Annotated in this window: 18 protein-coding genes and 1 other annotated feature; of the genes, 10 read left to right on the top strand and 8 right to left on the bottom strand. The window is 27.7% G+C overall.

Annotated elements, in window-relative coordinates; genetic code table 11:
- Window positions 1-273: 273 nt before the first annotated feature.
- Window positions 274-720: a GNAT family N-acetyltransferase gene (locus Q3223_RS16890; protein ID WP_054270011.1), complete on the bottom strand. Its 447-nt coding sequence runs from the start codon at window positions 718-720 to the stop codon at window positions 274-276.
- 172 nt (window positions 721-892) lie between these two features.
- On the opposite strand from Q3223_RS16890, the gene Q3223_RS16885 reads away from it, so the two are divergent.
- Together Q3223_RS16885 and tyrS are read left to right on the top strand one after the other, a co-directional pair.
- Entirely contained in the window at window positions 893-1,861 is a 969-nt protein-coding gene (locus Q3223_RS16885; protein ID WP_407812233.1) for a DUF2232 domain-containing protein, read from the top strand.
- Window positions 1,862-2,012: 151 nt separating this feature from the next.
- Window positions 2,013-2,265, top strand: a binding site (T-box leader).
- A gap of 72 nt (window positions 2,266-2,337) precedes the next feature.
- Window positions 2,338-3,546 carry a tyrosine--tRNA ligase gene (gene tyrS / locus Q3223_RS16880; protein ID WP_054276514.1) on the top strand — a complete coding sequence of 403 codons (1,209 nt, stop codon included), beginning with the start codon at window positions 2,338-2,340 and terminating at the stop codon, window positions 3,544-3,546.
- 46 nt (window positions 3,547-3,592) lie between these two features.
- On the opposite strand, the gene Q3223_RS16875 is transcribed toward tyrS, so the two are convergent.
- On the bottom strand, window positions 3,593-4,474 hold the full coding sequence (locus Q3223_RS16875; RefSeq protein WP_054270014.1) for a polysaccharide deacetylase family protein: 882 nt from the start codon (window positions 4,472-4,474) through the stop codon (window positions 3,593-3,595).
- Between the two features lie 371 nt (window positions 4,475-4,845).
- Here Q3223_RS16875 and Q3223_RS16870 point away from each other — a divergent pair, with 371 nt between their 5' ends.
- The 5 genes from Q3223_RS16870 to Q3223_RS16850 all read left to right on the top strand — a co-directional run bounded on the left by Q3223_RS16870 (window position 4,846) and on the right by Q3223_RS16850 (window position 10,144).
- The gene (locus Q3223_RS16870) at window positions 4,846-5,790 is read left to right on the top strand and encodes a DMT family transporter (RefSeq protein WP_167640859.1); all 945 of its coding nucleotides are present in this window, start codon (window positions 4,846-4,848) and stop codon (window positions 5,788-5,790) included.
- A 222-nt stretch (window positions 5,791-6,012) separates the two neighbouring features.
- Window positions 6,013-6,558: an NADH peroxidase gene (locus tag Q3223_RS16865; RefSeq protein WP_009889371.1), complete on the top strand. Its 546-nt coding sequence runs from the start codon at window positions 6,013-6,015 to the stop codon at window positions 6,556-6,558.
- Between the two features lie 91 nt (window positions 6,559-6,649).
- Window positions 6,650-7,798, top strand: coding sequence for a DUF362 domain-containing protein (locus Q3223_RS16860; protein ID WP_219673508.1), 1,149 nt, complete (start codon window positions 6,650-6,652; stop codon window positions 7,796-7,798).
- Between the two features lie 52 nt (window positions 7,799-7,850).
- Entirely contained in the window at window positions 7,851-9,116 is a 1,266-nt protein-coding gene (locus tag Q3223_RS16855; protein WP_223195563.1) for a dihydroorotase, read from the top strand.
- A gap of 32 nt (window positions 9,117-9,148) precedes the next feature.
- Window positions 9,149-10,144, top strand: coding sequence for a GNAT family N-acetyltransferase (locus Q3223_RS16850; protein WP_207644664.1), 996 nt, complete (start codon window positions 9,149-9,151; stop codon window positions 10,142-10,144).
- A 125-nt stretch (window positions 10,145-10,269) separates the two neighbouring features.
- Here the strand turns inward: Q3223_RS16850 and Q3223_RS16845 are convergent, their stop codons facing one another.
- From Q3223_RS16845 to Q3223_RS16825, 5 genes are all read right to left on the bottom strand, one after another.
- Window positions 10,270-11,502 carry an ABC transporter permease gene (locus Q3223_RS16845; protein WP_223195564.1) on the bottom strand — a complete coding sequence of 411 codons (1,233 nt, stop codon included), beginning with the start codon at window positions 11,500-11,502 and terminating at the stop codon, window positions 10,270-10,272.
- A gap of 2 nt (window positions 11,503-11,504) precedes the next feature.
- Window positions 11,505-12,179 carry an ABC transporter ATP-binding protein gene (locus tag Q3223_RS16840; protein ID WP_054270020.1) on the bottom strand — a complete coding sequence of 225 codons (675 nt, stop codon included), beginning with the start codon at window positions 12,177-12,179 and terminating at the stop codon, window positions 11,505-11,507.
- A gap of 7 nt (window positions 12,180-12,186) precedes the next feature.
- A complete protein-coding gene (locus Q3223_RS16835) occupies window positions 12,187-13,416 on the bottom strand; it encodes an efflux RND transporter periplasmic adaptor subunit (protein ID WP_407812232.1) in 1,230 nt (409 codons plus the stop codon).
- Between the two features lie 116 nt (window positions 13,417-13,532).
- Window positions 13,533-14,537, bottom strand: coding sequence for a HAMP domain-containing histidine kinase (locus Q3223_RS16830; RefSeq protein ID WP_243193061.1), 1,005 nt, complete (start codon window positions 14,535-14,537; stop codon window positions 13,533-13,535).
- A gap of 23 nt (window positions 14,538-14,560) precedes the next feature.
- Entirely contained in the window at window positions 14,561-15,235 is a 675-nt protein-coding gene (locus Q3223_RS16825; RefSeq protein ID WP_054270023.1) for a response regulator transcription factor, read from the bottom strand.
- Between the two features lie 288 nt (window positions 15,236-15,523).
- On the opposite strand from Q3223_RS16825, the gene Q3223_RS16820 reads away from it, so the two are divergent.
- The 3 genes from Q3223_RS16820 (at window position 15,524) to ggt (ending at window position 19,991) form a co-directional block, all read left to right on the top strand.
- The gene (locus Q3223_RS16820; protein ID WP_243193059.1) at window positions 15,524-16,291 is read left to right on the top strand and encodes an ABC transporter ATP-binding protein; all 768 of its coding nucleotides are present in this window, start codon (window positions 15,524-15,526) and stop codon (window positions 16,289-16,291) included.
- Entirely contained in the window at window positions 16,278-18,215 is a 1,938-nt protein-coding gene (locus Q3223_RS16815; protein WP_407812230.1) for an ABC transporter permease, read from the top strand. The genes Q3223_RS16820 and Q3223_RS16815 overlap by 14 nt, the downstream gene beginning before the upstream one ends.
- A 162-nt stretch (window positions 18,216-18,377) precedes the next feature.
- Entirely contained in the window at window positions 18,378-19,991 is a 1,614-nt protein-coding gene (gene ggt / locus Q3223_RS16810) for a gamma-glutamyltransferase (RefSeq protein WP_407812229.1), read from the top strand.
- Window positions 19,992-20,129: 138 nt separating this feature from the next.
- Here the strand turns inward: ggt and Q3223_RS16805 are convergent, their stop codons facing one another.
- Complete coding sequence (locus tag Q3223_RS16805; RefSeq protein WP_054270027.1) at window positions 20,130-20,981, bottom strand: sulfurtransferase; 852 nt, start codon at window positions 20,979-20,981, stop codon at window positions 20,130-20,132.
- Window positions 20,982-21,482: the final 501 nt, after the last annotated feature.

The following is a 21,482-nucleotide window of genomic DNA, read 5'->3' as shown; positions in this document are numbered from 1 at the left end:
TTAAACTATGCATTATATTATTACCTTGTTACTTTCACAAAAAAAAGATAGGCAAGATGCCTATCACAAAGTTGGGTATAATTCTTACTTTTGGGGAAAGTAGAATATAGAATAAAAATTAACATTTTGAATCTATATAATTATTGAATCTTAGTAATAAAAAAAGCCAGAAAGCAAAAAGCCTTCTGACTCCATATAAGGTATTTTCAAATACCTAAATATCAATTCAATATATTATTTATACTTAAATTATATATTAACAATATTAGCTTGTCAACACTGTAATCTCATTTTAATGTGTTCAATGCCAGCTTCGTCATACACTTCTGATATTTCTTTAAAACCACAAGATAAATAAAGATTCTTTACATAAGCTTGTGCTGATAAAGTTATATTGTTTTCATGTAAATTAATCTTTATAAAGTCTATAGCACAATCCATCATTTGTTTTGCTAACCCATTTTTTCTATGACTAGAGAGAACCAAAACTCTACCAATAGAAACATCATCATAAGAGCTATATTCTCTAGGTATTATTCTAGCATAAGCGCAAATCAATCCATCTTCTTTTAAAAATATGTGATAAGAGTTTTTATCTATATCATCATAATCGTTTAATGAAAATATTTTTTGCTCACAAGCAAATACTTCATATCTTGATTTTGCTATTTCATAAAACTCATCTAAATTTAAATCATTAAAGTGTTTAATTTTAAACATAGTAACTACCTCCTAGTGTCTTAAAAAACTGAATATTAAGATATATTATATCATTTCTAATATAGATACTTTCATTAAAATTTATATTTATTAAAAATATTTTAAAAAAGTGATATACTATATTAAAAATAAAGTTTTAATTAGAAAATTTATGATTTATGGAGGACTTGTTTTGAATACTACTAAAAAATTAACTGAAGCTGCTTTATTGTCATCTTTATTTATAGTAGTGACAATTATAGCTGTGGGTACTGGATTTGGATATGCTATTTATCTAGATTTTATAGTACCAATATTTTTTTGTATAATATGCTTAAAATGTGATTTAAAGTACACTGTTTTATCTGGAGTTACATCACTTTTAATAATTTCTCTAGTACTTGGAAATCTCGGAACTGCTATTTGGGCAAGTCAGAGTGTATTACTTGGTATAATGTGTGGTTATTTTATAAATAAACCTACAATGGTGATGGATGATTTAGTATATGGTTCAATATTTGGAATAGTTGTAATGGTTTTTATTGATATATATGCTTCAGCATTAATAGGTTATAGTTTTATGAAAGAATTTCAGGAATATAGTAAATTAATTTATTTTAATGGATATGCAAATATTATTTATTATTTGATGATAGCATTGTTTCCATTTGGGATGGTCTTTTGTATATATTTTTTAAGTTTGATTTTAGGACATAAATTGCATATATTAGGTTCAAATTCTTTAAAAAAATATTTGATATTTAAAAACTTTAGAAGTCTAAATCAATTTTTATGTTGTTCTAAGAAAGTTTTTTACATATGTGTTTCTTATTTAGTGATTTTTAAAATTTTAAAGTTATTAAATATTAAAGTTGATTTTGTTTATTTAAAAACAATCTTAATATCAATTGCTTACTTATGTGTTTATTTTATAGTTAGAGATTCATGCATGTCGTTGCAAAATTTTATAATATCTAAATTTAGAAAATTATTATATGCTAGAATTTCTTTTTTAATAATAATTTTATTATTATTTTTTATGTTTAATGTGACTATGGTTGGTTTAATAATAGTAAATGCGTTTTTAAATAAGAAAATAAATATAAGATTGAATCAGACTAATATTGTCAATAAACAAATTAATATCTTAATTGAAAAATAAATTTTAGATATTGGTAAAAAATATAAAAAGATAGTATAATGTAAAAAAACATGTATATAATAATAAAAAAGGTTGACAAAATGTAAAAATAATAATATATTATGAGTAAGTTAAGAAAAAATTCTTGTAATTGATGAAATAATCTGAATATATAAATGCTATGAAGAGAAGAAGTAGAGCTAAGTTTTATTTAACAGAGAGTTCCAGTTTGGTGAAATGGAATAAATTGATTTAGTTTGAATACATCTCAGAGCACTATCTCTGAAAGATAACAACCATTAAGAGATATCGGAGTAGTACACGTTATAGTACTTGGGTATATATAATTATACTCTAAGAGATTAATATCGTGAGATATTGATGAACTAAGGTGGTAACACGTAAGCAATGCTTTCGTCCTTTTAATAGGATGAAAGCTTTTTTTATTATAAAAATAAAAATTAAAGATTATATAAATATTTTAGGAGGAATGAAAAATGAAATCGATAGACGAGCAAATACGAATAATTATGAAAGGTGTAGACGATTTAATAGATGAAAAAGAGTTAAGAGAAAAGCTTATTAAATCAGAAAAAGAAGGAAAACCTATGATAGTAAAATTGGGTCTAGACCCAAGTGCTCCAGATATACATTTAGGGCATACAGTAGTTCTTAGAAAGATGAAGCAACTACAAGATTTAGGTCACCAAATAGTAATAATAATTGGAGACTTTACAGGTAAAATTGGAGACCCAACTGGAAAATCTAAGGCTAGAAAGGCTTTAACAACAGAACAAGTTCTTGCAAATGCGAAAACTTATGAAGAACAGATTTTCAAAGTTTTAGATAAAGAAAAAACTATTGTAAGATTTAATAGTGAGTGGTTAGCTAAATTAAATTTTGAAGATGTAATAAAATTAGCAGCAACTATTACTGTTGCAAGAATGTTAGAAAGAGAAGATTTCAAGAAGAGATATGAAGGGCAAATGCCAATATCAGTACATGAATTCTTCTATCCATTAATGCAAGCATATGATTCTATAGCGTTAGAAGCTGATATAGAGCTTGGTGGAACTGACCAAAGATTTAACTTATTGATGGGAAGATCATTACAAAGAGAGTTTGGTATGGAGTCTCAAATAGTAATAATGATGCCTTTAATAGAAGGATTAGATGGAAAAGAAAAAATGAGTAAGAGTTTAGGTAACTATATTGGGATAGATGAAGAAGCAGGAATAATGTACCAGAAATCTATGGAAATTCCTGATGAACTTATAATTAAATACTATAATTTAGTAACTGATGTTCATCCTGATGAAGTTAATAAAATAGAATCTCAGTTAAAAGACGGTTCAGTAAATCCAAGAGATATAAAAATGAACTTAGCGAGAGAAATAGTTACATTATATCATGGAGAAGAATCTGCTAAAGAAGCTGAAGAAAGATTTAAGTCTGTATTCCAAAAAGGTCAAATACCTGAAGATATACAAACAATTCAAGTTAAGGAAGAAGGATTTGATTTAATTGAAGTATTAGTTGCTAATGAGATTGTTAAGAGCAAGAGTGAAGTTAGAAGATTAGCTTCTCAAGGTGGAGTAAAGGTAAATAGTGAAAAAGTAGAGGACTTAAGTGACATTGTTAAAGAAAGTGAATTAGTTGTTCAAATAGGAAAGAAAAAATTTGTAAAAATTGAACTAGTAAAATAGATTAAAATAAAAGGGATGTCTCTATTTTGAGACAACCCCTTTTTTATTATATTAAAATCTTAAATTGATAACCATTGTCTTTAAAATATGTTATAATTTGGTCTAACGCATTTACTGTTTCTTGTTTTCCATAAGTATCATGCATTAAAAGAACAACCATTTCTTTACCTTCAGAAGATTTTTTTGCATGTTCAAATAACTCTTGAGCATTTTTCTTTTTACCTTCTGCATCAGCATTTAAAGCATTCCAATCAATTGATGCCATATTTTTCTCTTTTAAGTAGTTACCTAGAGGCTCCATATTCTTCCAAGACATATATCCACCTGGGCATCTAACCACATTTGATGAGAAATTCTTTCCTAAAACTTTTTTCATAGCTTCATCAGTTTTGTTAAGTTCATTTACGAATGTATCAAGATTTAGGCTTCTGCCAGGATATAGTTTTTTATAGTCGTGAGTGTAAGAGTGATGAGCTATTGCATTTCCTTCATCAAATGTTCTTTTTAAAATTTCATTAGCACCATTTCTTTCAAGTGAATCACCTTTAATAAAGAAAGTTCCCCTAACACTATGTTTTTTTAAGATATCTAGGACTTGTGGAGTATTTGTAGTAGATGGTCCATCATCAAATGTAAGAAAGACTATCTTTTCTCCATTGTTTGAATAGTCGTATTTGCTAAGTTTATCCCAAACTAATTTTGCATCATATCCATATTCTTTTGTAGCTTCTTTTTTTGCACCAATAATAGGTTCGTTTTTTTCTTTTTCGATTCTTTCTTTTTCCAGCCTTTCAGCTTTAAGTCTTTCTTGAGTTTCTTTAATTTCTTTTTTTCTAGACATATCCGCCCATGCCATAGAAAAAATACCAATAACTATTACAACAATTATAGTAAGTGTAATAGTTTTCTTTTTTCTTCTTTTTACCATAAGTACAGCATTCCCCCTTTTGTCGAATTGTATCAAAAATATATTATAATTATATCGAAGAAAGTAGAAAAAGTAAACCGACAAAGTTGTAACTAAGATAACCAAAGTGTAACTTATTTGACATTATTTGCATAATATGAATATATAATATACTGAAGTTATCTATAAAAAAATTTAGTATAAGTAAAAAAAATAAAAATTTATTAAAAAGGTGTTTACAAAAAATGATTAATATATTACTGTTAAATAGTGGATATAAATCTGAGCTCATGATAGATATAAATCTGGATTTAAAATACTGAAAAAATTTACTATATTTTTATAGTAATGCTTATAGAAAAACTCTCTTGCTGTTTAGGGGGTTTATAATTTTGCAAAAAAATAAAAAGGAGGGAGCTTTATTGAAAAAATACTTTGGAGAAATAGGACTAATATTTATAGCAATTATATGGGGAAGTGGCTTTGTAGCAACCCAATTTGCATTAGACGGTGGGCTTACACCTCTACAAATCATAACTTTAAGATTCTTCTTAGCAGCCGTAATTATGAACTTACTGTTTTTTAAACAGATTCGTGCTAGTATGGGAAAAAAATTGTTAAAGGCAGGAGGACTTTTAGGAATATTTTTATTCTTGGCTTTCACAGTACAAACCATTGGACTTATGTACACTACACCATCTAAGAATGCTTTTATAACAGCAGCAAATGTTGTAATAGTTCCATTCATAGGATTTATAATTTATAAAAGAAAACTTGATAAGATAGGGATAATAAGTAGTTTAGTAGCTCTTGTAGGGATTGGAATACTTTCTTTAGAAGCAGATTTTTCTATCAATTTTGGAGATTTACTAACACTTATATGTTCATTTGGATTTGCATTTCACATATTCTTTACAAGTGAGTTTGCAAAAGATAATAACCCAATGGCATTAACAGCTGTTCAATTTACTGTAGCATTTTTAATGTCTTTAGTAGTTCAGACATTTGCAGGGCAATTGAAAATGGAAGCTGAATTATCTGGATATATGGGAACTATATATCTAGCTATATTTAGTACTACAATAGGATTTTTGTTCCAAACTATATGTCAAAAAAGAGTTGATGGAACTAGAACAGCTATAATATTATCTACAGAAGCTGTATTTGGTACTATATTTTCTATAATAATTCTAAAGGAACTTATTACAGCAAAATTGGTTATTGGTAGTATATTAATATTTGTTGCAATCATAACAGCAGAAACTAAATTATCTTTTTTAAAGAGCAAAAAAGTGAAACTTAAAGATTCAAAAGAGTCTTCATTAGAAAGTATTTAATAAGACAGTTATTTCCTAATTAATCAAATAAACTATGTATTATGTAGAAATTTGACATCAAAACTTGGTTGATACTGGTGTTTCAAAGTGATAAAATTAATTAGGAAATAAATTTTATTTTTAGTGTTTAAACTACAAAGCCGGGGGTATATATATTCTTGTAGCAAGTTATTAAACTTAAAAATAAAAATTTAATTATATAAAATTGGGAGGAAATTAATTATGAAAAAATTTGTTTGTACAGTATGTGGATATATACATGAAGGAGATGCTGCACCAGCACAATGTCCAGTATGTAAAGTTGGAGCTGATAAATTCGAAGAAATGAAAGGCGAAATGGTTTGGGCTGACGAACATAGAATAGGAGTAGCTCAAGGTGTAGATGCAGAAATAATCGAAGGATTAAGAGCTAACTTTACTGGTGAATGTACAGAGGTAGGAATGTACTTAGCAATGAGTAGACAAGCTGATAGAGAAGGTTATCCAGAAGTAGCAGAAGCTTATAAGAGAATAGCTTTTGAAGAAGCTGAGCATGCTGCTAAATTTGCAGAACTTCTTGGAGAAGTTGTAGTTGCAGATACAAAAGAAAACTTAAGAGTTAGAGTTGACGCTGAGTATGGTGCAACTGATGGAAAATTAAAATTAGCTAAGAGAGCTAAAGAATTAGGATTAGATGCTATACATGATACAGTACATGAAATGTGTAAAGATGAAGCTAGACATGGTAAAGCATTCTTAGGATTATTAAACAGACATTTTGGAAAATAATAATTAAAAATATAGATTAAAAGGAGAAACTTTGGTTTCTCCTTTTTTAAATTATAAAAATAAACTGTTGTGATAAAAAGGTGGAAATAATATGAAATCAGTATCTGTTAGGAGTTGCAAAACTTACAATTATGAAGATGTGAGGTGTTCTATTGAAAAAAATTTAGATGATATTGGAGGAATTGATAAATTTGTTAAAAAAGGAAGTAAAGTACTCGTAAAACCAAATTTATTGATGAAGAAAAGACCTGAAGAAGCTACAACTACACATCCTATGGTTGTGAGAGTTGTATGTGAAAAGCTTTTAGAGTTAGATTGTGATATTACAATAGCAGATAGCCCAGGTGGTCCATATAATCAAAGTTCTCTTAAAAGTATATATAAGGCATCTGGAATTGAAGAGGTAGCAAATGATTTGGGTATTAAGTTAAATTATGATGTTTCAGATGTTAAGATACATAGTGAAAAAGCACATGTTTTAAAATATATGGATATTATTAAACCAATAGTAGATGCAGACTATGTAATAAATCTTTGCAAATTAAAGACACATATGATGGCAACTTTTACTGGTGGTACAAAAAATATGTATGGATGTATAGCTGGATTGAAAAAAGCAGAAATACATTATAGATTTCCTACAGAAGAATTATTTTGCGAAAATGTGCTTTTGGATATTTGTGATTATGTGAAACCGACATTGACAATTATGGATGGAATAGTAGGTATGGAAGGTGATGGTCCCTCAGCTGGAACCACTCGAGAAATAGGTGTATTATTAGCATCACAAAATCCATATGCTATAGATGTAGTTGCATGTAAGATTATAAGCTTACTTCCAAATAGAGTTGCTACAATTAGAGGTGCTATAAAAAGAGGTTATATAGAAGCAGATTTTTCAGATATTGAGATTGTAGGAGAAGATATAGATGATTTAATTATAAAAGACTATAAGGTTCCAAATGTAAGTAAAGACTTAAGATTATTTTCTGTAAAACTACCAAAATTTTTAAATGAGCCTATTTCAAAACTTATAACACCAAAACCTGTGGTTAGATTCCAAGATTGTATAAAATGTGGAAAATGTAAAGAAGCTTGCCCTGCAAGTACTATAGAAATGGGAACTAAGGGAGCCATTATAGACTTAAGTAAATGTATACGATGTTACTGTTGCCATGAACTTTGTCCTAAAAAGGCTATTGATGTCAAACGTAATTTTGTATTTAAGTATGTAAAATAATGTATAATATTATATGAGTCTATATAAATGAAAAGTATAAAGGAGAAATAAGATGATTTTAATTAAAAATGGTAGAGTGATAGACCCTAAGAGTCAAAAAGATGAGAAAATTGATTTAATTATAAAAGAAAATAAAATTTATAAAATAGGTAAATTTGATGAAAGTGATGAGTATGAAAAGGTAATAGATGCTAGTGGTAATATAATTGCGCCAGGTCTAGTAGATGTACATGTTCACTTTAGAGACCCAGGATTTACATATAAAGAAGATATAGAAAGTGGAGCTAAAGCTGCTGCTAGAGGAGGATTTACAACTGTTATATGCATGGCAAATACTAATCCTATTGTAGATAATGAAGATACTTTTAATTATATTAAGGAAAAGTCAAAAAGTGCATGTATAAATGTTTTACAAGCAGCTGCTATAACTAAATGTTTTGAAGGTAAAGAATTGGTTGATATGGAAAATCTTAAAAAAGCTGGTGTACCTGGGTTTACTGATGATGGTTTACCTCTAATGGATAGCAATCTAATTATGGAAGCTATGATTAAAGCAAAAGAATTGGATGTACCACTTAGTTTTCATGAAGAAGACCCTTCTTTAGTTGGAAATCCAGGTGTGAACGCAGGAAAAATAGCTTCAGAGATAGGATTAAAGGGCGCATCAAGTGTGGCAGAAGATGTTATGGTAGCTAGGGATTGTATGCTGGCACTAAAAACTGGTGCGAAGATTGATATACAACATATAAGTTCTGGAGTATCTGTTGATATGGTTAGATTTGCAAAATACCTTGGTGCAAATGTAGTTGCAGAAGCTTCACCACACCACTTTACATTGACTGAAGAAGATGTATTAGAGTTTGGAACAAATGCAAAAATGAATCCACCTTTAAGAAGTAAGTGGGATAGAGATAAGATTATAGAGGGATTAAATGATGGTACTATTGAGATAATAGCAACAGACCATGCACCTCATAGTAAAGAAGAAAAAGACAGAGAATTCATAAAAGCTCCAAGTGGAATTATTGGGTTAGAGACTTCTTTATCTCTTGGAATAACAAACTTAGTTCATAAAAACCATCTTAGTATGATGCAATTAATCGAAAAAATGTCTACAAACCCTGCAAAATTATACAATTTAAATGCTGGTTTTATAGAAGAAGGTGCAATAGCAGATATTGTTATATTTAATCCTGAAGAAGAATGGACAGTTGAAAGCTTTGTGTCTAAAGCTGATAACTCACCATTTAAAGGTAAGACTTTATATGGCAAGGTTAATTATACAATATGTAATGGAGAGATTGTATATAACGCTTAACTTAGCAGTATCTTTTAAAGGCGGTGAATACAATGATTGAAAGTAAAAGATTATATATTAGGAAGATGAATCATAATGACCTTGAGGAAATAAGTAAGATTTTACAAGATATAGAGGTAATGTATGCTTGGGAACATGCTTTCTCTGATGAAGAAGTTTTAGAATGGATTGATAGAAATATACAAAGATACGATAATGATGGATATGGATACTTTATTGCTATAGATAAGGAAAGAGAAGATGTAGTTGGACAGATAGGTCTTATAAAGCAGGACATAGGATTAGGAATAGGATATATAATAAAAAAAGAATATTGGAACCAGGGATATGCTACTGAAGGTGCAATTGCTTGTATAGATTATGCTATTAAAAATCTAAGTGCAGATACTATAGTAGCAGATATAAGACCTGAAAATACAGCATCTATAAATGTAGCAAAAAGACTAGGTATGAAAAAAACATCAGAGTATGATAAGATTTACAAAGGAAAAGTAATGAAACATGATATCTATCAACTAGAAGTAACTGGATTAACTACAAAGATTGTTGAAGTAGTAGAATATAATCCAAATTGGAAGTATGAGTTTGAAAAGTTAAAATCTACACTAGAAAAGGTATTAGGAGATTCAATTTTAAAAATAGAGCATGTTGGTAGTACTTCTGTTGAGGGGCTTTCTGCAAAGCCAAGATTGGATGTTGATATAGTAATTGAAAACTACAATTACTTAAATGATGTTATAAGTAAATTAAAGAAATTAGGGTATAGACATCTTGGGAATTTAGATATAGAAGGAAGAGAAGCTTTTTTATATGAGACAACTGACTTTATGGAACATAATTTATATGTATGTCCTAAAAATGGAAAAGGATATTTAGAACATATTAAATTTAGAGATTATTTAAGGTTAAATCCAGATAAGGTTAAAGAGTATTCTAACTTAAAGAAAAAACTAGCAAAACTTTATAGATATGATGTTAATGCTTACTGTGACAATAAAACAGATTTTATAATAAAAATAATAGACTAGAAACTAAAGAACGCACTACTATATTTGAAGAAGATTAAATTCTTAATCTATCATATATAATAGTGCGTTATATATTAAATCTGTTTTATATAAGTAAATCTAAAAATTATAAATTTAGACAGTGTCTACTTATAAATTGCCTTTATAGGGTCTAGTTTAGAGGCTTTAAAGGCTGGGATTAAACCAAACACAACCCCAGTTAATATAGTAGCTACAATAGCGTAAAATAAGCTATTTAAACTAGGAATTGCTTCAAATCCAATGTATTTAGAAACATAATTAGTAGCAATAAATCCAACTATAGTTCCTAAAATTCCACCACATACTGTTATAAATACAGCCTCAACTAAAAACTGAAATAATATAGACCTAGGTTTTGCACCAATAGCACGTCTTATACCAATTTCTCTTTGTCTTTCCATAACAGAAACATACATTATATTCATTACACCAATACCACCAACAAACATTGCAACTACAGTTATTATAGATACATATTTGTTTACATTAGAATTAATGCTTTCAAGATAAGCTGTCTGTTCAGTTGGGTCTGGTGTAGTATAAGAACCATTGATACCAGGATGCATCTCATATAGTTTAGCTATAACATTGTTTGCAACTTCATTCACATTATACCCATTAGAAGACACTAAATCTAACTGATAGATTTCATTTGAATAAGAATTTTGACTCATTAAACTGTCAAAAGCCTTTTTAGGTATAAGAGAAGTAGTAAACTGCATATCTTGATAACCACCAAAGAATCCCATATTTTGATTTTGCTGAGAATCATCTAGTACTCCAATTATTTCAAATATAGTTCCATTTATATTGATACCATTACCTAAAGCATCTTCTGGGTTTTCAAAAATTTCACTTGTACTTTGTAATGTAAGTAAAATTACTTTTCTTTTTTCATCATCTAAAGAAAAATCTCTACCACAAACTAAATTTATTTTAGAATCCTTTTTTACTGGTCCTACATCAACATAAGTACTCTTTTTATCAAAAAATGCTTGTGAAGAATAAGTTGAATCAAGATTAAACCCATCTCTTGATGGAGCTATTCTTTCTACACCCTCAACAAATGATAATTCTTCTAAGTCTTTTGCATTAAATGGTTTTAAAAATATACTCATATCATCAGTAAGGCCTGTGTTATCAGCAGATTCAAACGAAATAGTAGTTTTATTAGGGTTTACATTGTTTACAGATTTTTTAATTTCTTTCTGAAACCCATTACCTATAGAACTAACAAGTATTACTGAAGTTATTCCTATTATAATCCAAAGTAAAGCTACAAAGACACGAAGTTTGTGTCCTTTTAAGTTAGCCAAAGAATTTTTTAATAAGCTCATGATTACACCTCCGAAGTAAACACACCATCTTTAAGTCGTATGACCTTAGTTGCATACTTAGTTAAATCTTGATCATGTGTAACCATTATTATAGTCTTACCTTGTTCATTAAGTTTTGTCAAAAGTTCCATAATTTCTTTGCTGGTTTCGCTATCTAACGCTCCTGTTGGTTCATCAGCAAAGATTATTTGAGGGTCATTTGCCAGACAGCGTGCAATAGCTACACGTTGTTGCTGACCACCAGATAACTGAAGAGGCTTTTGTTTAAGTTTATCCAAAAGTCCAACAGATTTTAATTTATCTTCAACAATTTCTTCTCTTTCAGATTTTTTTAGCGCCTTATTGTAGATTAGAGGTAACTCTACATTTTGATATACATTTAAAGTTTCTATTAAATTAAATTGTTGAAAAACAAATCCAATATTAATATTTCTAAAAACAGAACGTTCATTTTCACTCAAATTAGTTACATCTGTTCCATCAAATATATATCTTCCTTCATCAAATACATCAAGAAAACCTAAGATATTAAGTAAAGTAGTTTTACCACTACCAGATTTACCCATTATCATTACAAATTCTCCAGAATCAATTTCTAAGTTTAAGGATTTTAAAACATGTAATTCATCTTTCCCTACTTTATAATACTTTTGAATATTTTCTAATTTTATTAACATATGTAAATTAATTCACATCCATAGTAACTTCTTTTACTTTTTTATTTGGAGTAGCATCTCCATTATTAGAACCTGCAGTTACGCCATCGCCTTGAACTGGGTTTCCTTCTTTCATTTCTTTAGTAGGGTGTTTTATTACTATATCGCCTTGCTCAAGACCGCCTCTAACTACAGCAAAATCATCATTTTGACTTGCTACATCTACAATTTGTTTTTTCAATATACCATCTAAATTCTTAAATACATATGAGTGTTTTTTGTCTTTAAGCACACAAGATGCTGGTATTTTAAAGCTTGAACTAGCTACTTCAAGTGATGCTTGAAGATGGAATCCATTTACTAATCCTTCTTGATTATCAAATGCTATGTTTATATCATAATAAGATAGAGTATTCTGTTGAGCTCCCATCTCAGTATTTGGAGTAGATGGCTTATCAGATATAAAACTTATTCTACCAGTAAGTTTTTGGTCAGTTGAGAAAACTAATATATTAACCATTTGGTCAATTTTCATTTTAGGTAAATCTTGCTCACTTGCTTGTCCTTTCATATAAAACTCTAGACCTTGAATAGTCATAAATGAAGCTGGTTGTTCTGGATTTCCAGTTTGGTCATTTAAGTATACAGTGCCATCAAAAGGAGCAGTGACACTATCATATGCTTTCTTATCTAAAGAAGCTATTTGAGAGTTTAAAGCAGTTATCTGAGCATTTATAGAAGCTATAGCATCTCTATTTTCAGTAATATCAGAAAGTGATATTTTCTGTTTTTTGTATTGGCTAAGTTGTGATTTTAAACTATCTATTTCTGCTATTATAGTTGGATTTTTAGCAGTAAAAAGAAGGTCTCCTTGATTTACTTTTTGACCGTTTGTAACATTAACAGCACTTAGTTCATAATCTCCAGAAATATTAAAGTCTTTAGTCTGTTTAGGAACAACCATACCATTTATAAATATTTTCTCATTTTCAGGAACAGTATATGTTTCTATAAAGTTTTCATTAGCTTGTAATTTAGTGTTTTTTGCATCATTGTAAGCAAGTACCCCTAAAATTAGAAGTATGATTATTACTATTCCTGCATAAATTTTGAATCTTTTATTTTTAAAGGGATTGTTTTTAAAACCTTTATTTTTAGCTTTGAAGCCACTACTTCCAAAACTACTACTTCTAAAGTTGTTACTTTTGAAGCTGCTATTTCTAAATTTTTTCTTTTTAAATTTTTTTAGAAAAGACATGTCTTCCTCCTTTTTATAAAAACTATTTATTATATACTGGGATGTACATATAGAATCATTATTAAGAAGCCTGTTGAATATAAGTTAAATAGAAATAAACTATCAATATTAAGATACTATAAATCGCATTTGAATGTAATAGTAAATTTTGTATATTGATTGTACTCTGAATCTACATCAATTTTATGGCCAAGTTTATCACAAAGTTCCTTTGCTAAATAAAGCCCAAGTCCTGTAGATTTAGCGTTATTCCTTCCATTATTACCTGTAAATCCCTTATTGAATATTCGATTTAAATCTTCCTTTTTTATACCACAACCAGTATCTTCCACTCTTAATTGTAAATAATTTTTGGTTGTTTTGCAATAGATAGATATATTATCTCCTAATGAGGAATATTTTAGGGAATTACTCAATAATTGCTCGAATATGAAGTAGAGCCATTTCTCGTCTGATAAAACTTTAAAATTCAAATTATTTAAGCCTAAAATTATTTTTTTTGAAATAAAATATTTTGAATATTTTCTTATAATATCTCTAATAATTTTTTCAATGTTCACTTCTTGAATCAAAAAATCTTTATGAAAATCTTCAAGTTTGGATAAATATAAAATTTTTTCAACAGAATTTTCAATTCTAAATATTTCATTATCTATATCATTAGAAATTTTTTCATCAATTAAATCCTCATTCTGCTCAAGCGTAAGTTTTATTATTGCGATAGGCATCTTTATATCGTGTATCCACATACTCATAATCTCTTTATTTTCTTCAAACTTCTTAACATTATTGTTTATTATTTTATTACACTTATATTGATAATTTTTAATGGTGTTCAAATATATTTTTTCTTCATTTTTACATTTAATTAATTCTATATCATGGCTATTAATCTGAGCTATATCATTTTTTATGTTATTTAAAAATTTATTCTTTTTTATGTAGCTAATTAGTAGATATAACAATAAAAATACGACATTTATAATTAATATATATAAAATAGTGTCAGTTAAAAAAATCTCTACAGGGGAAAAAAGAATAACTGCTATTGTAAAAATTAAGAAAGTAAAATTGTATATCAAAAATCCGAGTTTGTCTTTGAGAAAATCTTTAAAGCTCATAAATTCACCTACTTAGAGTTGTTTTAATTGATTATATAACCTAATCCTCGTTTTGTATCTATAAAATCTTCCAACCCAATTTCATTTAATTTTACTCGTATTCGGTTTACATTTACAGTTAATGTATTATCATCTACAAACCAATCATTATCCCATAATTTTTTCATAAGTTTATTTCTGCTAACTATTTGCCCCTTATATTTCATAAGCTCATGAAGAATCTTAATTTCGTTTTTGGTTAATTCAACAATATTGTCTTCATATTTTATGGTCGCAGTTGATAAATCTAAGATAACACCATTATGAACAATTTGATTTGAATTATTCTCAACAAAATTATAAGTTCTTCTTAAGAGTGCATTAACTTTAGCTACTAAAACATCTATAGAAAATGGTTTTTGTATATAATCATCTGCTCCCAGATTTACACCCATTATTACATCCATGTTGGAGTTTCTTGAAGAAATAAAGATTATAGGAACTTTTGAAATTTTTCTTATTTCATTGCACCAATGAAAACCATCATAAAATGGAAGATTTATATCCAATAAAACTAATTGTGGTTCATAGTTTTTAAATTCTTCTATGATGTTTTCAAGATTTTCTATTTGATACACATCATGTCCCCATTTAGAAAGACATTCTGCTATGATATTCTTTAATGAAACATCATCTTCAATTACCATTATTTTAAACATTCTTACCTCCTAATTCAAAATAGTTATATTAACATAACCTTATTTTACTTGATAAATTAAAATATTTCTACCTTATAATCTAAAATAATTATATTAATATAACTATATTTTACTTGATAAATTATATTTTAAACATAATTACAATAAAAATGAAGAAATAGAATAAATACTTACATAAATGTAACTTTAAATTAATGTAATTAAATGTTTAAAAGCTATTTTAATATATATAATATATTTGTGAGAATTAATAAATAACTAATTATGAGGAGAGGTGATTATTTAACTATGGAAGAAGTATTATCTGTTGAAAATGTAAAAAAAGAATATGGGAGAAGAGGTTCAAAATTTGAAGCTCTAAGAGGAATAAGTTTTAAGGTTTATAAAGGAGAATTTGTTGGTATTATGGGTTCATCTGGTGCAGGTAAATCAACTCTTTTAAATATCATTTCTACGATAGATTTACCTTCATCAGGAGAGGTTTATATAAATAGAAAGAATATTGTTAAAATGAATCAAAATGAATTAGCAGATTTTAGACGTGATAATCTCGGATTTGTGTTTCAAGATTCTAATCTTCTAGAGACTCTTACAATAAAAGAAAACATAATTCTGCCCCTTTCTTTAAAAAATGAAAGCGTATCAAATATAGAAAATAGAATACAAGAAATATCAAAAGAATTAGATATAGAATCAATATTAGATAAATATCCTAGTGAAGTTTCAGGAGGGCAGAAACAAAGAGGAGCTGTCTGTAGGGCAATAGCAACAAAACCATCATTAATACTTGCAGATGAACCCACAGGAGCATTAGATTCCAAATCTGCTAGGAATTTATTGAATTGTCTACTGAACTTAAATAAAAATAATAATAGAACGATATTAATGGTAACTCACGATGCTACATGTGCAAGTTTTTGTGATAGGATACTCTTTATAAAGGATGGAATAATATTTACAGAAATTGTTAAAGGGGAAAGTACTAGAGAATTCTATAATAAAATAGTAAATACAGTTTCCTTAATTGGAGGAGTTAATAAAAATGAGTTTATTTAGAATTGCAATGCAAAATGTAAAAAATAGTTTTTTTAACTATTTAATGTATTTTATTTCAATTGTATTTAGCGTGTTTGTATTTTTCAGTTTTAAATCTATAGAGTATAATGAAGCTTTAAACTCACTTGGAAATAAAACCAGGATAAGTATTAACACAAGTTCGATTGTAATAATTATATTTGTTTTCTTATTTATATATTATTCGAACTCATTTTTTTTTAATAGACGTAGACGAGAGGTGGGTACTTATAGTTTACTTGGAATGAGGAAAAGTCAGATAGGAAGAGTATTTTTATATGAGACTTTTTTGATGGGGATACTTGCAATATTAATAGGAATATTTTTAGGTTTGTTATTTTCAAAGCTTATGACTATGATACTTGTAAAGTTAATGAATGAAATGATAGTAGTAAAGATGAATTTAAGTGCAAAGGCTTTAGTTCAAACACTAGTTGTATTTTTAATAATATTCATAGCTATTGGAATAAGAAATACTATGATAATCAGAAATAAAAGGGTTGTAGAATTATTTAATAAATTGCCAGAAAAGCATACAACTAAAAAATGTATAAGGTTAAAAGGAATACTTGGTATTTTACTAATAACAATTTCTTATCTTATGTCAATTAGTTATTTTATTGCTGAGAATATTATGCTTTCAATTTTTATATTAATTACAATAATACCAGGAACTTTTTTATTCTTCTCATCAGTTATGTCTATAATCATTGACGCTGTTAGGAAGAAAAAAAAATTTTATTATAAAGGAAGAAATCTAATTGCTTTTTCTGAACTTGGATTTAAATTGAAGAGCAATAGTAGGATACTGGCTATAATATCAATATTAATAGCTACAAGTGTAACCATGCTAGGATTTACCATATCACTTTATTATGATATAGATAGAAATATAAGTGAAAATTACAAATACAGTTATACTGTAAATGCAGAAAATAATCATGTAAATAAAGAAATTGACGATTTGTTATATAAATATAAAAAAAATAATAAGGTAATCTTTGATAAAACAATAGAGCTCATAGACAAAAATATAATCTTTGAAATGTATTATAAAAATGCAACTAATCAAAGAAAAGATAGAATATCTGTGGACTTAATTAAAGAAAGTGATTTTAAAAAATTAAGACAGTATCAGAATGTAGGTTATAAAGATTTATCCTCGAATGAATATGCGTATTATGTTTCTGATTCATATAAGAAAATATTTTTAGAAAATTTTAATACTAAAGAAATAAAGCTATACATTAAAGGAGAAAAAGAATATGGTACAAATCTTCTTAAAGTACAAGAAAATATTTTAGAACCAGAAATAAATTCACAATCTACATTCGATTTAGTTGTAGTAAAAGATAAAATTTTTAATCAGTTAAAGTCAGACAGAAGCTCTAGACTAATAAGATTAATTGACATAGATAACGAAAAGAAAGGACTTGATTTAACTTTAAAATTGAAAAATATAGTGAATAAAAATATGAAATTTACTTATCCTTTTAATTTTACATCAAGGAATGAGAACTATAATAATTTGATAAAATTAAGTGGTCTTATGTTATTTATAGGTATATTTTTATCTGTAGTATTTCTTTTATGTACAGGTAGCATAATTTTGTTTAAGCAACTATCAAGTATATATGATGATAAAGAAAGATACATTATATTAATAAAACTTGGAGCAAACAACAAAGATATTGAGAAAATAATATCAAAACAATTAAAAGTTGTATTTTTACTTCCATTAGTCGTAGGTACAGTTCATAATCTATTTGCAATGTCAATTGCACGAAAGTTTATACCTAGGTCATTAATTACTCCAATTATCATAACTCTAGTCATTTATTATATAGGATACTTTATATATTATTTTTTAACCTTAAAATATGCTCAAAATATGATAATAGAATAAATTAAGTTGTTTTAAGCTAAGGTATAAAATCTTAGGGGATATATTAAGATGAAAAAATTAAGATTTGGAAAAAGTATATATTTTATATCAGTTGTGTTACCTGATGTTATATAATAAATTTAGGAAAAACATCAAATAAAAAATGACAAGGAGTTGAAGTTTATGAAGTTTAACGCTTATCAACATAAATATTCATCAATAAGAAATGTCGTATATGCTAAAAATGGAGCAGTTGCAACATCAACACCACTGGCATCTCAAGCTGGGCTTGAAATATTAAAAAAAGGTGGAAATGCTATAGATGCAGCAGTTGCAACAGCTGCTACATTAGCAGTGGTAGAACCAACAAGCAATGGGATTGGTGGAGATGCATATGCTCTTGTTTGGATAGAAGAAGAAAAACGATTGCATGCTCTAAACTCTAGTGGTTTTGCTCCAGAAAAGATGGAATTAAATAATTATGGTAATCTTGAGGAAATGCCTAAGTATGGATTTGGAGCAGTAACTGTACCTGGAATACCTGCAGCTTGGGCAGAATTAAATAAAAAGTATGGCAAGCTTAGTTTAAGGGAATGTTTATCTCCAGCAATAAACTATGCGAGAGAAGGTTATGTAGTATCTCCTAATGTGGCTAAAGTGTGGAAAAAATCATATGAATTATATGAAAAAGAACTTGTTGGGGAAGAATTCAAACCATGGTTTGATACATTTTCTAAAAAAGGCAAAGCTCCAGAAGCTGGAGATATATTTATATGTGAAGAACATGCAAATACATTAGAAGAAATAGCAGATACTCAATCTGAAAGCTTTTATAGAGGAAGACTTGCTGATAAAATAGATGAATATTCTAGAAAATTTGATGGAGCTATAAGAAAAAGTGATTTAGAGCGTTTTTATCCAACATGGGTAGAGCCTATAAGCACAGAATATAAAGGATATAAAATATTTGAAATTCCACCAAATGGACATGGGATAACAGTTTTAATGGCGCTTAATATATTAAAAGAATTAGATATAGAAGGAAACATAGAAAATGTGGAAGATATACATAAGATTATAGAAAGTTTAAAATTAGCTTTTGCAGATTCTAAAACTTATGTAACTGATATAGAACACATGAAGGTGAAGGTTCAAGATTTATTAAATCAAGAGTATGCCAAAAAAAGAAGTTCATTAATCGATAACAAAAAGGCTCTATATCCAAGTGAAGGAGAGCCATACTGTGGTGGTACAGTGTATCTTTGTACTGCTGATAAAGATGGAAATATGGTTTCATATATACAAAGTAACTATATAAACTTTGGTTCTGGAATTGTGATACCAAACACTGGGATTGCATTACATAGTAGAGGGAATAATTTTAACTTAGACCCTAAACATCATAACGTAGTAAAACCATTTAAAAAACCTTACCATACTATAATACCTGGATTTTTAGGCAAAGAAGATAAAGCAATAGGACCATTTGGTGTAATGGGTGCATTTATGCAACCACAAGGACATGTTCAAGTACTAACAAACATGATAGATTTTGGTCTAAATCCTCAAGAGGCACTAGATGCTCCAAGATGGCAATGGATAGAAGGCAAGAAAATAGAAGTTGAATCAGATATGCCAAAACACATAATAGATTCATTAATTGAAAAAGGGCATGAAATAAAAGTAATTAATGATAGTGTTGATATGGGAAGAGGTCAAATAATATTCAAAACAGAACAAGAAAGTTATATCTGTGCAACAGAATCAAGATGTGATGGTCATGTTGCAGTTTATTAATATTATTAAAATGTATATATGATGAATTTAAAAATGTATATGAAATACCAATTAAAGGCGAAAGTCTAAATGACTAACGCCTTTATGATATTTTATAATATTTAAGATATTATAGACTGATTTTATATGTTATTAGTTTTATTCTTGACCAGTCTTAATTTCATTGTCATCATAGCTAATCCAGTCGCTAAAGCTACCAACATAAATCTTATGAGGGATGTCAAGCTCTCTAAGAGCAAGACTATTGACACAAGCAGATATTCCTGAACCACAAGATAAAATTACTTCATCATAAGTATTTAAATCTTTGAAGAAATCTTTTAAAAATTCCATGTCTTTAAGTGAACCATTTTCAAAATTACTTTTTATTAAATCCTTACAAAAATAATTCTTAGCACTAGGTATATGACCAGCTTTTGAATAAGCAGGCTCAACTAGACCTTGATATCTTTCGTTGGCACGACAATCTATGATTACAGTATCTTTTTTATATAATTTAGATTTAACATATTCCATTGGCACAACTAAATCATCATTTATATTTGGTTTAATTTCTTTACCTGTGCAATTTGGAATATTTATTTTTTCTTCTAGTTCTCCGCCTTCGTTTACGAAAGAAGTTATTCCTCCATCTAGTACATAGACCTTTTTAAGACCTAAATGTTTTAATTGGAAAAATAATCTACAAGCTCCATTTAAATCTCCATCATCATAAGTTACAATTGTAGTATCGTTATCAACGCCCATTTTTTCTAACTTTTCTTTTAATATGAAAGGGTCTTGTAAAGGATTTTTACCACCATGTTCTTTTGTAGGAGACGATAAATCCTTGTCTATATCTAAGATGAAGCTACCTTTTATGTGTCCTTTTTTATAAGAATCAATACCATAAGTTCTATTAATAAGGTCAAATCTACAATCTATAATGACTAGATTATCATTTTGTTCTAGCTTTGATATAAGTTCTTTTGCAGAAATAATGTTTTTCAAAGAATGTACCTCCTATGCTTATATTATTTTTATTTTAATCTATATTAATTATTAACTTTATAAATTAATATTATTATAATTTATTACATAAGTAAATAAATCTTTAGAAATTGTAAAAATTTTATATAAAAATTCAAATAATTAATGAATATTGAAAATTTTAGATATATAATAAAATAAGGGTGTATTTTAAATAATATGAAAGCTGGTATTGCAATAGATTAAAGCCTTACACACGTTTAGTTTTTAAAGAAATTAGTGTTATTATGAAAACCTAAGTTAATTTATTAAATAAATAATTGAATAAAAAAATTTTATTATGTATTTATAAAATTTTTGTTACAAATTTGGCATAATATAGTATACTTTAAGTGTGTATTAGGTTAAATCTATAACAAATTAGACATATGATATAGACTTAGTGTTTATTGGCAATTAAAAGAAATTTGTTAATATCAACTATTTGTAGTTTGGGCAGTTATAATTATTTTATAGGGGGGA

It is taken from the genome of Clostridioides sp. GD02367, assembly GCF_045900275.1.
Taxonomy (GTDB): domain Bacteria; phylum Bacillota; class Clostridia; order Peptostreptococcales; family Peptostreptococcaceae; genus Clostridioides; species Clostridioides difficile_A.
The sequence above is the reverse complement of the archived record's forward strand: the minus strand, read 5'-3'. Positions and strand labels throughout refer to the sequence as shown.

Coding starts and splice junctions, on each gene's coding strand:
- Q3223_RS16835 (WP_407812232.1), bottom strand. CDS start 13,416: ATGTCTTTTCTAAAAAAATTTAAAAAGAAAAAATTTAGAAATAGCAGC.
- Q3223_RS16845 (WP_223195564.1), bottom strand. CDS start 11,502: ATGAGCTTATTAAAAAATTCTTTGGCTAACTTAAAAGGACACAAACTT.
- Q3223_RS16860 (WP_219673508.1), top strand. CDS start 6,650: ATGAAATCAGTATCTGTTAGGAGTTGCAAAACTTACAATTATGAAGAT.
- Q3223_RS16820 (WP_243193059.1), top strand. CDS start 15,524: ATGGAAGAAGTATTATCTGTTGAAAATGTAAAAAAAGAATATGGGAGA.
- Q3223_RS16825 (WP_054270023.1), bottom strand. CDS start 15,235: ATGTTTAAAATAATGGTAATTGAAGATGATGTTTCATTAAAGAATATC.
- Q3223_RS16850 (WP_207644664.1), top strand. CDS start 9,149: ATGATTGAAAGTAAAAGATTATATATTAGGAAGATGAATCATAATGAC.
- Q3223_RS16855 (WP_223195563.1), top strand. CDS start 7,851: ATGATTTTAATTAAAAATGGTAGAGTGATAGACCCTAAGAGTCAAAAA.
- Q3223_RS16840 (WP_054270020.1), bottom strand. CDS start 12,179: ATGTTAATAAAATTAGAAAATATTCAAAAGTATTATAAAGTAGGGAAA.
- Q3223_RS16865 (WP_009889371.1), top strand. CDS start 6,013: ATGAAAAAATTTGTTTGTACAGTATGTGGATATATACATGAAGGAGAT.
- Q3223_RS16875 (WP_054270014.1), bottom strand. CDS start 4,474: ATGGTAAAAAGAAGAAAAAAGAAAACTATTACACTTACTATAATTGTT.
- ggt (WP_407812229.1), top strand. CDS start 18,378: ATGAAGTTTAACGCTTATCAACATAAATATTCATCAATAAGAAATGTC.
- tyrS (WP_054276514.1), top strand. CDS start 2,338: ATGAAATCGATAGACGAGCAAATACGAATAATTATGAAAGGTGTAGAC.
- Q3223_RS16815 (WP_407812230.1), top strand. CDS start 16,278: ATGAGTTTATTTAGAATTGCAATGCAAAATGTAAAAAATAGTTTTTTT.
- Q3223_RS16890 (WP_054270011.1), bottom strand. CDS start 720: ATGTTTAAAATTAAACACTTTAATGATTTAAATTTAGATGAGTTTTAT.
- Q3223_RS16830 (WP_243193061.1), bottom strand. CDS start 14,537: ATGAGCTTTAAAGATTTTCTCAAAGACAAACTCGGATTTTTGATATAC.